General features: G+C 36.0%; 11 protein-coding genes. 2 read left to right on the forward strand and 9 right to left on the reverse strand.

Annotated elements, in window-relative coordinates; translation table 11 throughout:
- Positions 1-707: 707 nt before the first annotated feature.
- The 7 genes from FC97_RS02715 to hflX form a co-directional block, all read right to left on the reverse strand.
- Positions 708-2,663 (reverse strand): elongation factor G, encoded by a 1,956-nt coding sequence (locus tag FC97_RS02715; RefSeq protein WP_056967763.1) that lies wholly within the window; start codon positions 2,661-2,663, stop codon positions 708-710.
- 443 nt (positions 2,664-3,106) lie between these two features.
- Positions 3,107-4,036, reverse strand: coding sequence for an ABC transporter ATP-binding protein (locus FC97_RS02720; protein WP_056967766.1), 930 nt, complete (start codon positions 4,034-4,036; stop codon positions 3,107-3,109).
- Positions 4,036-5,082, reverse strand: a complete 1,047-nt coding sequence (locus FC97_RS02725; RefSeq protein WP_054642926.1) for an ABC transporter ATP-binding protein — start codon at positions 5,080-5,082, stop codon at positions 4,036-4,038. The genes FC97_RS02720 and FC97_RS02725 overlap by 1 nt, the downstream gene beginning before the upstream one ends.
- A gap of 16 nt (positions 5,083-5,098) precedes the next feature.
- Positions 5,099-6,124: an ABC transporter permease gene (locus FC97_RS02730; RefSeq protein ID WP_025085029.1), complete on the reverse strand. Its 1,026-nt coding sequence runs from the start codon at positions 6,122-6,124 to the stop codon at positions 5,099-5,101.
- Positions 6,124-7,056 (reverse strand): oligopeptide ABC transporter permease, encoded by a 933-nt coding sequence (gene opp3b / locus FC97_RS02735; RefSeq protein ID WP_025085030.1) that lies wholly within the window; start codon positions 7,054-7,056, stop codon positions 6,124-6,126. Before opp3b ends, FC97_RS02730 begins: the two co-directional genes overlap by 1 nt.
- A 22-nt stretch (positions 7,057-7,078) precedes the next feature.
- Positions 7,079-8,713 carry a peptide ABC transporter substrate-binding protein gene (locus FC97_RS02740; protein ID WP_054642927.1) on the reverse strand — a complete coding sequence of 545 codons (1,635 nt, stop codon included), beginning with the start codon at positions 8,711-8,713 and terminating at the stop codon, positions 7,079-7,081.
- A gap of 139 nt (positions 8,714-8,852) precedes the next feature.
- Entirely contained in the window at positions 8,853-10,148 is a 1,296-nt protein-coding gene (hflX, locus tag FC97_RS02745) for a GTPase HflX (protein ID WP_054642928.1), read from the reverse strand.
- Positions 10,149-10,394: 246 nt separating this feature from the next.
- On the opposite strand from hflX, the gene FC97_RS02750 reads away from it, so the two are divergent.
- Positions 10,395-10,679, forward strand: coding sequence for a bacteriocin immunity protein (locus tag FC97_RS02750; protein ID WP_054642929.1), 285 nt, complete (start codon positions 10,395-10,397; stop codon positions 10,677-10,679).
- A 569-nt stretch (positions 10,680-11,248) separates the two neighbouring features.
- Here FC97_RS02750 and FC97_RS02755 read toward each other — a convergent pair.
- Positions 11,249-11,449 (reverse strand): hypothetical protein, encoded by a 201-nt coding sequence (locus tag FC97_RS02755; protein WP_054642930.1) that lies wholly within the window; start codon positions 11,447-11,449, stop codon positions 11,249-11,251.
- Between the two features lie 120 nt (positions 11,450-11,569).
- Here FC97_RS02755 and FC97_RS02760 point away from each other — a divergent pair, with 120 nt between their 5' ends.
- The gene (locus FC97_RS02760; RefSeq protein WP_054642931.1) at positions 11,570-11,917 is read left to right on the forward strand and encodes a hypothetical protein; all 348 of its coding nucleotides are present in this window, start codon (positions 11,570-11,572) and stop codon (positions 11,915-11,917) included.
- Between the two features lie 29 nt (positions 11,918-11,946).
- On the opposite strand, the gene FC97_RS02765 is transcribed toward FC97_RS02760, so the two are convergent.
- A complete protein-coding gene (locus tag FC97_RS02765; protein WP_054642932.1) occupies positions 11,947-12,534 on the reverse strand; it encodes a hypothetical protein in 588 nt (195 codons plus the stop codon).
- Positions 12,535-12,628 lie beyond the last annotated feature (94 nt).

A 12,628-nucleotide genomic window follows, 5' to 3' on the forward strand; every position in this document is an offset into this window, starting at 1 on the left:
AAAGTTTAATCCCCTTATAAACACAATTAAAAAACTTTATTTATCTCCCCCCTTAAGATAAAAAGTTAAAATAAGATATTTATCCTACATATAAATATCGTAAATAAAAAGTCTGCTATATTGGCAGACTTTTTTTGATGTTCTTAAAATTTGTTTTGGATGGGGATGTGTTTGAATTGCCATCTTCCGTAAAAAATCTGTGGGCCTCTGGAACGTAGCGGACACGACTTGAAGCTAATTATTTCACACTTCGTGCAAAATAATGGATCTCCAAGATCGGTCTTCTACTAACCTTGCTTCGCAAGCTAAGTAGAATTTCGCTACTTAGGACCCACAGATTTTTTACTCCAGACTAGTTCCTGGTTCTATTTTTTGATGAGTTATCAAATAATTAAAAAGATGGATGGAAAATGGTTCTTTCTTGAATTAGATAAGAACTATAAGATAGAACTATTATTTTAAAAATTTAGAAAAAAGGTAACCAATAGATCCGTTTATTAGTCTGGAGTAAAAGTTAAAAATGTGGTTAGCTGTGAAATTATTGTTAGCGGCTTTGCCGGTTACAATGAGGCTGATCTTGAAGATCCAAAATGCTGCACAGAATGCGATGTTTTTAGCTCTAGGTCATGCCCACAGCGTTCCACCAGTATTTTCAACTTTTGCGGAAGACGGAATTTTTAATCAAACTTTCGAAATAACTATTAGGTTTATTCGTTCTTTTCTAAGTTTGCTAAAGGATAGGTATAGGGTAGGTGAGCGGTTTGGGGTACTTGATCCCAAGCAACTGGATAGCCTGCTCCGTGGGCACAAAAGACTGAATCAGGTGTGTTTTCCAAATCGGAAACTGGTTGATACTGTGCTTTTTCAATAATCTCATCTGCATTGTGACAAGGGCGGTAACCGAGTATGATGCATTCTAATTGCCCTTGTCCATGTGTGTAAGCTCGAACTTGTTTACTATAACCTTGCATTTGAGATACTGGAGCGATTCCGGTTAGAACGTTGGTTTGATTGTTAGTTACTTCGGGAGTATCAAAGGTTCCGTTCATTTTTTGAATGTCATTCATGGCACGACCGACTTGATCTTGTTCGACTTCTAAACGAAATTGGTACCATGGTTCCAATAATTGACAACCGTCATATTGTTCAAGCATCATCAATCCTTGTCTAACGGCTCTCCAAGTTGCTTCACGAAAATCACCACCGACGGAGTGGACATTACTTGCCCGACCACTGATCAAGGTGATTTTCATATCGGTAATTGGAGCACCGATTAAAACGCCGAGATGTTCTTTGGCACTTAGGTTGGATAATACTTGGTGTTGCCAGTTGCGACCTAAGGTATCAAGATTACATTGTGAATCGAATGTTAAACCACTGCCTGGTTTAGCTGGCTCCATTAGTAGATGGACTTCGGCATAGTGGCGTAGAGGTTCAAAGTGACCGATACCTTCGACTTTTTTAGTAATGGTTTCTCTGTAAAGAATACTACCTTCACTAAATGTGACGTCTAAATTAAATCTTTGTAAAAGTAATTGTTGAAGTACTTCTAATTGGACTTCACCCATTATTTGTACACGGATTTCCTCTAGCTGATTTGACCAAGTAACGTGAAGTTGTGGATCTTCATCTTCTAATTGTCTTAAAGCAGTTAAACAAGTATGTAGATCATTATCCTTAGGATCGACGGTATAGGTTAGGACAGGCTGAATCGTGGGATCACTAGCATTTCTTTCTTTGCCCAAACCTTGACCGGGATAGGTATTGGTTAAACCGGTCACTGCACAGATTCCACCGGCGGGGATTTCTTGTTGCAATTCAAACTTAGCTCCGCTGTAGATGCGGACTTGATTGGCCTTTTGATCCTCAAGCAAAATATCTTTGTTATGTAAAACTCCGCCGGTCACTTTGATCCAAGTTAAACGTTCATCGTTTTCATCATGTGAGATTTTAAAGACTTTAGCACCAAAAGTATTATCATATTGATTTTCGTTAGTCCAAGTTTCGAATCCTTGAAGAAATTCGTCGATTCCAGAAATTTTCAAAGCAGATCCAAAGTAACAAGGAAAAATTTGACGTTTCTGGACCATTTGGCGAATGGTGTCAGCGGTTAAGGTTCCTGATTCCAAGAATTGATTGAGGATATCGTCATCTTGAAGGGCAATCTCTTCATACGTGTCATCTGATAATACGTTAGAAAAGGTGATGCAGCCAGGAGAAAGTTTGTTCTGTAAGTCTTCAAGTACCTGGGTCTGATCAACGCCAGCGACATCGATTTTATTAACAAAAATAAATGTTGGAATGCGATAATTTTGCAATAAGTTCCAAAGTGTTTTGGTATATCCTTGAACACCATCTGTAGCGGAAACTACTAAAATGGCATAATCTAAGACGCTTAGAACCTGTTCAGTTTGAGATGCAAAGTCGACGTGTCCTGGAGTATCCAAGAGGGTCAAATTTAAATTCTCATACTGTAAATTGGCTTGATGGGAGAAGATAGTGATACCGCGTTTCTTTTCTAAGTCGTCGGAATCTAAAAAAGCATCGCCATTGTCAACACGACCTAATTTACGTAGTTGACCGGTTTTATAGAGCAAAGCTTCGGAAAGGGTAGTTTTACCAGCATCAACGTGTGCCACGATTCCGGTTACGATATGTTTCATATGAATGAATCTCCTCTCAAAAAGAACTTATTATATATTTTACTATCACTTTTGTCTAAAAAAGACGGTTCGTCAAATTTTCTTCACAATTACTTATTATTTATTTCGTAATTTACTAATCATATATTCATAAATTCCCGTTATTATTTAAGCATAGTCAAAAACAAAGAGGTGATCGATGATTACAAAAACTTCTCCACGAAATACTAAATTACTTAAAATGAAAATTAAACTATATAATAAATAATCTTTTTAAACTCTAATCTCCCTAAAAATAGATATATCTCCTCCCCAAAGATATAGAATTTTATAAACTTAAACAGAAAGAAGAAATTGTTATGAAAAAGACAAATACAAAAAGAGCTCGCCTTATGGCAAGCTCTTTTCTTTGTGTAAATAACATGAATTGGATTTGTAGGATCTGATTTGTTAGATGTTACTTACTAATTTTTTTTAAGACTAGCAGCTTTTTCGTCGTTGCAGTATAAGAAGTGTCCGGGAAGTACTTCTTGTAGTCTTTGATCATCTTCAAATGGACGTTTATGATCGAAATCGATTCTAGTTCTCTTAGTTTCGATTGCAGGATCAGGAACGGGAATAGCTGATAGCAAACTCTGTGTATAGGGATGAAGTGGATTGTTGTAAATTTCATCTGAGTTAGCTAATTCAACGATCTTACCACGATACATAACGGCAATACGGTCTGAAATGTATTTAACCATTGAAAGATCATGGGCGATGAAGAGATAAGTTAAACCTTGTTTCTTTTGAATATCTTGCATCAAGTTAACAACCTGAGCTTGGATAGACACATCAAGGGCTGAAATAGGTTCATCAGCGATGATGAATTGAGGATCAACAGCTAAAGCTCTGGCAATACCGATACGTTGTCTTTGACCACCAGAGAATTCATAAGGGTAACGAGTCATATGTTCAGGGTTCAGGTTAACCATGTCGAGTAATTCACGGACACGTTTGTCACGTTCGTCGTCATTCTTAACTAAGTGATGAACATCAAGTCCTTCAGCGATGATATCTTTAACTTTCATTCTAGGATTCAATGAAGCATAAGGATCTTGGAAAATCATCTGCATTTCACGACGGAATTCCTTCATCTTAGAACCGTGACTCTTAATTTTACTAATGTCTTGGCCATTGAAATAAATATGACCATCGGTTGGATTATAAAGTCTGATGATACTACGACCAGTAGTACTTTTACCAGAACCAGATTCACCAACTAAACCGAAGGTTTCACCTTTATAAATATCAAAGGAAACATCATCAACGGCCTTAACCATGTTAGGTTTACCAATGTTAAAATACTGTTTTAAATTTTTTACGGATACAATTACTTGTCTTTCGTCAGCCATTATTTCACATTGCCTCCTAACTTCTTAAATTTTTCGAAACGATTAAGGATACTTGCTGGTGGTGTTACCTTTGGAGCATTTGGATGAAGTAGCCATGTTGCGGCGTAATGATGCTTAGAAACTTTGAAGAATGGTGGTTGTTGCTCTTCGTCAATCTCCATAGCGTAAGCATTACGAGGTGCAAAGGCATCACCCTTTGGTGGGTTCAAAAGGTTTGGTGGTGTACCGGGAATAGAATTCAAACGATCTGATTCGTTGGTATCTAGTGTTGGCATTGAGTCTAGTAGACCCCAAGTATAAGGATGTTGAGGGTTATAGAAGATGTCATTGACTGAACCAAATTCAACCAAACGTCCGGCATACATAACTGCTACACGATCCGCGATACCAGCCACAACACCTAAGTCATGGGTGATAAAGATGATTGAAGTACCAATTTTTTGTTGTAATTCTTTTAATAAATCAATGATTTGAGCTTGAACAGTAACGTCAAGAGCAGTTGTTGGTTCATCGGCAATTAGAATTTCAGGGTAATCAACGATGGCAATAGCGATAACGATACGTTGTCTTTGACCACCTGAAAATTGGTGAGGGTAGTCATTCATTCTAGCTTGAGGATTAGGAATACCTACTAAACGTAGAACTTCTTCAGCACGCTTGAGAGCGTCTTTTTTAGAAACGTTGTTGTGGATCAACAAAGGTTCCGCAACTTGCTTACCAATTGTCATAGTGGGGTCAAGCGATGTCATAGGGTCTTGGAAGATCATAGAAATTTTATTTCCACGAAGCTTATCCATTTCCTTATCAGATTTTTGTAAGAGATCGTCTCCATGATAGAGCACTTCTCCCTTTGAGATTGTTCCGTTCTTAGCTAGTAATTGTAGGATCGAACGAACTGTGATGGACTTACCAGAACCAGATTCACCAACGATTGCTAAGGTTTCACCGGCGTTTAAGTGGAAGCTAACACCACGGATAGCATGAACGACACCATTGTAGGTATCGAAATCAACATGCAAATCTTTTACTTCTAAAATTTTATCCATTGTGATTTCTCCTTAGTTAGTTTTCTGATGATTGTGGGTCAAAGGCATCACGTAGACCATCACCTAGAAGGTTTGTGGCAATCATGATAACACTCAAGATAATAGCTGGAGCCCACATTTGATATGGTAAGAATCTAAAGGCTTTTTGACCATCTGATAGAAGGGTACCTAATGAAGCATTTGGAGCAGGAATACCAATACCAATGAAACTTAGGAAAGCTTCGAAGAAGATAGCATTTGGAATAGTAAACATTGTTTGAATAATAATTGTTGATGAAAGGTTAGGAATTAGGTGCTTTGTAGCAATCTTCATTGAAGGTTCGCCTAATGTTCTAGCAGCTAAAATATATTCTTGTTCTTTTAATTGGAAGGTTTGTGCCCGGACCAGACGAGCCATTGTGACCCATCCGGTAATGGCAATCGCAATAACGATTGATGTCAAACCTGGTTTTAGGATGATCATCATCAAGATAACAACGATCAAGTTAGGAATAGATGAAACAATTTCAACGATACGTTGCATGAATGTATCAGTTTTGCCACCTTTCCAACCAGAAACGATACCATAAGGTACACCGATTAGAAGGTCAACTAGAGTAGCAAGTACAGCAACGACTAATGAAAGTCTTGTACCATAGATAATTCTTGATAGAAGGTCACGTCCAAGGTAATCAGTACCTAGAATGTAGAAAGTACCCTTAGGAGCATCAGCTTGTTTATAAGCATCAACCATGTGTCCACCCATATTTTGATAACCATTCATACCAGGGATATTTAGGTTACCCAACTTAGGAGGCAAGTTAGACATTGTAACTTGTTGTGCATTTGGATTATGTGGGGCAATGATTGGAGCCAAGATTGAAATAACGACAATGATTGAGATTAGCGCTAAACAAACAACGGCTACTTTATCTTTGAACAAACGACGACGAACATCCTGCATGTATGTAAGTGAAGGAGTACCAATTTTTTCTTGGTCTTTATTATTTTCGTCGTGAATTAATCTGAATTTTTCCTTAGGAATTTGAGGAATCTGTTCCATTATTCTTTACCTCCGTTTCCTAGTCTGATTCTTGGATCGATGAGACCGTAAAGGATATCAACGATTAAGTAAACTATGATCAACAAGAATGAATAGAAGATTGTAAGCCCCATGATTGTAGGGTAGTCATTTGTAGTAATTGATTTAACGAATTGTTCACCGATACCAGGAATTGAGAAGATATTCTCAACAACCATGGAACCAGTCATAACTGAAACGGCCATAGGTCCAATAATAGTAACAACTGGGATCAATGAGTTACGAAGCGCATGCTTAGCAACAACGCCCCAACTTGAATTACCTTTTGACTTAGCCAATTCAATGTAGTCACTACTCATAACATCCACCATTTCGGTTCTCATAAATCGAGCAACAGTACCTAATGGTAAGGCCGATAGAGCAAGTGTTGGTAGGATACTTGATTGGAAGTTATCCCATAGAGCAACTGGGTAAATCTTCCATTTGTAGGCTAGATAGAACTGAAGTAAAACGGCTAAAACGAAAGATGGAATTGATAGACCAAGGATTGAAATGAATGTTGCAAGTGTATCAACCCATGTATTTTTACGAATAGCAGCGAGGGCACCTAGAAGGATACCACCAATAGTACCAACGACCATGGCTTGAGCACCAATTTGCATTGATGGAGCAAGTCTTTGACCGATTAATGCTGTAACAGGTTCGTTGTTGAATTGGAAAGAAGTACCAAGGTTACCTTGTAATAATCCCCCAATGTAACGAATATATTGAACAAATACTGATTGATCCAGTCCATATTGGGCTTTAACGATCTTCAGTTGCTCCGCGGACATACGGTTTTGGTTGGAAAACGGAGTACCAGGAAGCATCTTCATCATGAAGAAAGTTATCGTCGCAATAATGAAAAGGGTCAAGAATAAATAAAGAATTCTTTTGAGAATATATTTAGCCATTATTTAATCTCCCTCAACATAATTATTTTTTGTAGGCTGTAACTAGATTATAACTACCATTTGGTGTGATACGGTAACCCTTAACGTTACTTCTAGTTAAGTTAGCTTGATATGATTGATACAAAGGAATAGCACCTTGATCGTCAGTTAAGATCTTAGTTGCTTGTAAGAGATCTTGCCATCTAGCATCTTCATTTGTAGCATCGGTAGTCTTTGATTTATTAATCAAAGCGTCATATTGAGCATTTGAGTACTTACCATTGTTTTGAACGTTACCAGTTGTAAAGATGTCTAGGAATGTAACAGGATCTGGGTAATCGGCGTTCCAACCAGTAACAACGATATCGAAGTTACCAGATGTTGATTTATCTAGACGAGACTTAAATGGTACGTTTGATAAAGTGATCTTGATACCTGGCAAATTCTTTTCCATTTGTCCTTGAAGGTATTCGTTTTGTTTCTTGGAATTATCTGTATCGTCACCTAGAAGGGTGAAACTAAGATTCTTTTGACCAGTTTCTTTGATTCCTTCCTTCCAAAGCTTTGTAGCTTCTTTAGGATTGTATTCGGTGTATTGATTTGATGATTGAAGCATCTTTTCTTTAGTGAAATCAACTTTAGTTGTTGGGTTGTATGACATGCCGACAGGAACAATAGTATGTTCGATACCACCTGTCTTACCAAGAACGTTATTTGTTAATTGTTCACGGTTGATTGACATTGAGATAGCTTGTCTGATCTTGGCGTTTCTGAAGAATTTGTATTTCTTTTGGTTCAATTCAAGATAGAAGTTAGCTGTTTGCTTATCCATTGAGAAAGTCTTGTAACTGGATACTTGACGAGCTGTATCTCCACCAAGTTTTTCATAACGGTTAATTCTGTTAGCGTCATAAAGGTTTAAGCCGGTATTGGGATCCTTAACAACGTAATATTTCAAAGTCTTTAATTTAACGGACTTAGCGTTCCAGTACTTGTTGTTCTTAACTTCAGTCCAACTGTTTTTAGAAACGTTCCAGTTAACTAGTTTGAAAGGTCCATTGAAGACCATACCAGTACTGCTCAAACCATATTGTTTACCAGCTTTTTCAACTGATGGTTTGTATTGAGGGTAGAAGGTTGAACTAGCCATCAAAGTATTAAAGTATGGAATAGCATTTTCCAAAGTTACTTCAAGTTTATATTTACCCAAAGCTTTAATACCTAAAGTATTTACAGGTTTCTTACCGGCATTGATCTTGTCAGCATTTTTAATACCAGTATAGATATAAGCATATTGTGAGGCAGTCTTTGGATCGACGGTTCTTCTCCAAGCATAGACAAAGTCGTTAGCTGTAACCGGCTTACCATTTGACCATTTAGTATGTCTTAAATCAAAAGTATAAGTTTTACCACCATTAGTTGGTTTAACGACTTTCTTAGCAATGGCCGGTTTCAAATCTTTACCATCGTATCGATAGAGACCTTCCATTGTGTTGGTTAAGTGCTGAGCACCAATAGCATCAGTGTTCATAGATGAATCCATGGTTGCAATAACATCTCCAGAGTTAATTGCAAGTGTATCTTTACTGTCTTTTTCAGTAGCGGAACCACAACCACTTAGAACTAGTACGAATAGAAATATCGGTAACAATGCAAGTAAATACTTCTTAGATTTCATTGTTTAACCTCCCTAAAATTATTATTCTTAGAATGTACTAATGAACATTAAAAACAAATCGCCCTTAATTAGAAAAATTCTAATGTTTTATAAAATAATAATACATTATGTCTAAAAATGCAAAAAAAAATAGAGCCATCTATTTGCTAGATGACTCCATTTCGATGTAATTATTAAATCTTTCTAATTCTTCGGGGCTTAAATTGGCGGTAATTAAAGATCCGTCGTTGGTAAATTCTTTTTTTGTTACTTGAGAATTTCTTAAAATTTCTTCAGTAACTTTTTGTTTGTCATAAGGAATTAGAAGTGTCGTCTCTTTATAATTAGCGAAAATCTTTTGTTTGATCAATTGGATTAGAGTTTCAATTGATTTGCTATCGAGAGCGGAATAATAAATATTGTCGCCTTCGATAGAAGGGAATTGTTGGTCAGGTTTAAGATCAGCTTTGTTGAAAGCATAAATCATTGGCTTGTCGACCACACCAACTTCCTTCAAAGTTTTTTCAGTAACTTCAAGCATATTCTTCCAATGTTCATCACTAATATCAATGACCTGGATCAAGATATCAGCATCCTGAGCTTCTTTTAGGGTTGTCTTGAATGATTCAACCAAGTTATGTGGTAGCTTGCTGACAAAGCCAACAGTGTCGGATAACAAGAAACTAGTGTTATCAGCTAAATCGATTCGGCGAACACTAGTATCAAGTGTTGCGAAGAGCATATTCTTTTCAAAAACTTTACGGTCGTCAGAATCTTCCTTGTTAAAGTTCAATAGACCATTCATAGTAGTCGACTTACCAGCATTGGTGTAACCAACTAGAGAAACTAAAGGTAATGACGTATTAGTGCGACGTCTACTTTGAACATTAACAGTTTTATCAACTGTCTTCAATTCGTTACGCAAAGCTGTGATACGTTTACGAATAACTCGACGATCAAGTTCTAGTTTTGATTCACCAGCACCACGGTTAGCTAAACCACCGGAGGCAGATTGCTGATCCAATGGATTACCTGATGGATGAATTCTAGGAAGTTGATATTGTAATTTGGCAATTTCAACTTGAAGTTTAGCCTGTTTAGTTTGGGCACGATTAGAGAAGACTTGCAGGATCAATTCAGTACGATCCATGAAACTCAATTTAGTTTCTTTTTCCAAGTTTCTAATTTGTGATGGTGTTAATTCGTCGTTCAAAACGATAATTTGAACATCATCTGCATTGGCAATTTCCTTAATTTCAGTAACTTTACCAGAACCGAAGTAAGTTGCACCGCTGACAGAGTCAGATTTTTGAGTAATTGTATCGGCAACTTCCATATTATTGGCTTCAACTAATGAAGCAAGTTCTTGCATTGTGTACTCGAAGTCAGGTTGTAGGTGACTAACTCCCGCCACAATAACGCGTGTTTTTTCGTATGTTAATTTAGATTCAGTCATAAATCCTCCTGGTGGCACTATTTACCCCAGGGATAATAATGCCTTTTTATTATTTGTGTGCAATGATATTTGTTCTTAAGCGCATGATTTCAATACCATCCTTTCAATAAACTGTTTAAATAATAACATGTAAGTTCATTTCACGCTATATAATAGGTAGAAAACGATTACTTAATTAAAATATGAATTAGAAATTGACTACTTAGAGTATAATTATAAATATATTTGTATTGGGGGAGATTAAGTATGAACGATAAAACTGAAGAATTAATGAAGTTAGTTGATGCAGCTGCTCAAGAAGAGGTTGTAAAAGCAGATAAAGATCTTTATGCCACAATAGTTAAGGCTTATAAAGATTTGAGTGAAGACAAGAATATTGTAAGTGTCAGTGGCAAGTTGAATAGTCAAATTAATCGTTATTTATTAACGCATCAATACAAAGCACCTAAGTCAGTTGTTGAATTGGGACAAAAGTTACAAAAGCCTATCGCTGATCGTTGGGGTCATGTTAATCCGATGAATTTGGGTTAGTGGTTTCGAAATGGGATGTGCTTAAAATTCCGTCTTCCACAAAAGTTGAAAATGCTGGTGGAACGCCGTGGGCACGGCTTGAAGCTAATTATTTCACACTTCGTGCAAAATAATGGATCTCCAAGCTCGGTCTTTTACTAACCTTGCTTCGCAAGCTAAGTAGAATTTCACCACTTAGGGCCCACAAATTTTCTATTACCGACTAGATGGTGGAATATATTACTTATCCAGAATGATTCGAAAATTTAAAATAGCATCTATTTAGAGACGTAATTATGTACGTTAATTCTAAATAGATGCTATTATTTTGTTTTAAAAATTTAGAAAAAGAGATAATAAATAGAGCAGTTTATCAGTCTGGAGTAAAAATTGAAAATGCGGTCAGCTGTGAAGTCATTGTTAGCGGCTTTGCCGGTTACAATGAGGCTGATCTTGAAGATCCAAAATGCCGCACAAAGTGCGAGATTTTTAGCTTCAAGTCATGCCCACAGCGTTCCACCAGCATTTTCAATTTTTGCGGAAGGCGGCAATTTTAATCAAGTACTTCTTTTATTACAAATAGTGAAGTTCTATAATCGTAAATCGCTCTTTTTCTTAGGCTTGGGTTTACGGAAAAATCCCATTAGGAAACATATAATAGCTGAAATAATAAAAATTGCATCAATAAGACCCCAAATTTGTTTAGTGGAGTGATCAATAAAGATAATTCCGACAACTAATAGGATAACGCCGTACCAAAAATTCATCGTTTTATAAAATTGTTTATTCATTAAATATTCTCCTGAACCATAATTAAGGTATACTTTAAATTATACACCATCGGGTAATAGTAATTTTTGGTATCTATTGAAGTAAAAATCGGTTATATTAAGTGGTGGGTGAGTAAATAAATGGATCATTCAAAACAAAGATTATTGCTTTCATTATTGGTTGAGTTTAATAATTCGTTTTCTAAACAAATCAATGAGTCTGCAATTAATCAAAAAATGGAACATTATATCAAAGATACCGTTCAGGAATTTGTTGAAAAACAATATCGTGGAACTATTTTTGATAAGGAATTCAAACAAATGATTGAAAAGGTTAATGATGCTAGAGCTAATGAGCATTTGGTATTCAATTACTATACTGAAAAACTCTGGAAAGAGATAACTCAATTGTCACAGAAGACGACTAGTTTCTCTAATGCTTATTCAATTATTGATATTCTAGGAAAAAATAAAGATGCCTTCTTTTAATTTAAAGAGGACATCTTTTTTGACTAATTCTAATAACCTAAATTAACGTTGTGATTAGCTTTATTAATAACTTTTACTGAATCGAGACTATCGAGGAATTTATCTAATTTTTCGATGGTCTTTTTTTGATTGTAAGAAAAGTCTCTTGAGTAATCTAAAGTAATTTGTTGTCCATTTTTCAAAGTTACATCTAAGTTATTTTGACTTTTAGCAATGGCGATAGAGCCAGAGAATAGTCCTAAATATCCAGAAAAAGGAACCGCCATTGGTGTAGTAGTTGCCTTCAAATCACCGTTAACGATAATTGATTGAATATCATTAACAGAAAATGATTTTAAAGGGCTTGATAAAGGCAATAGCATCATTAAGAGAACATTAGTAGGATTATTAACGTCATTGTATTTAATAATTCCATTGTTAAATTTCCAATAATTGAATAATACTGATGAGGCTCTCCAATAATGTCCCAGGAATATTAATAAAAAGAATGATGTTCCAAAAATGAAACCGATACTACCCGATGAAAAAATATCACTAAACATAAATCCTATTAATAAACCGATTGTAAGACTTACAATAAGAGGCCTGAAACTAACTTTTTTCCCGAATTTCAACATAATAAACATTCCCTTCAAAATACATTAAATGGCCTGAATCTATGACTAAAACTTTGGTACTTTTGATAGTTTAAATATACATCTTTATTATAAT

This window comes from Companilactobacillus kimchii DSM 13961 = JCM 10707 (genome assembly GCF_001435445.1).
Taxonomy (GTDB): domain Bacteria; phylum Bacillota; class Bacilli; order Lactobacillales; family Lactobacillaceae; genus Companilactobacillus; species Companilactobacillus kimchii.

Coding starts and splice junctions, on each gene's coding strand:
- FC97_RS02715 (WP_056967763.1), bottom strand. CDS start 2,663: ATGAAACATATCGTAACCGGAATCGTGGCACACGTTGATGCTGGTAAA.
- FC97_RS02720 (WP_056967766.1), bottom strand. CDS start 4,036: ATGGCTGACGAAAGACAAGTAATTGTATCCGTAAAAAATTTAAAACAG.
- FC97_RS02725 (WP_054642926.1), bottom strand. CDS start 5,082: ATGGATAAAATTTTAGAAGTAAAAGATTTGCATGTTGATTTCGATACC.
- FC97_RS02730 (WP_025085029.1), bottom strand. CDS start 6,124: ATGGAACAGATTCCTCAAATTCCTAAGGAAAAATTCAGATTAATTCAC.
- opp3b (WP_025085030.1), bottom strand. CDS start 7,056: ATGGCTAAATATATTCTCAAAAGAATTCTTTATTTATTCTTGACCCTT.
- FC97_RS02740 (WP_054642927.1), bottom strand. CDS start 8,713: ATGAAATCTAAGAAGTATTTACTTGCATTGTTACCGATATTTCTATTC.
- hflX (WP_054642928.1), bottom strand. CDS start 10,148: ATGACTGAATCTAAATTAACATACGAAAAAACACGCGTTATTGTGGCG.
- FC97_RS02750 (WP_054642929.1), top strand. CDS start 10,395: ATGAACGATAAAACTGAAGAATTAATGAAGTTAGTTGATGCAGCTGCT.
- FC97_RS02755 (WP_054642930.1), bottom strand. CDS start 11,449: ATGAATAAACAATTTTATAAAACGATGAATTTTTGGTACGGCGTTATC.
- FC97_RS02760 (WP_054642931.1), top strand. CDS start 11,570: ATGGATCATTCAAAACAAAGATTATTGCTTTCATTATTGGTTGAGTTT.
- FC97_RS02765 (WP_054642932.1), bottom strand. CDS start 12,534: ATGTTGAAATTCGGGAAAAAAGTTAGTTTCAGGCCTCTTATTGTAAGT.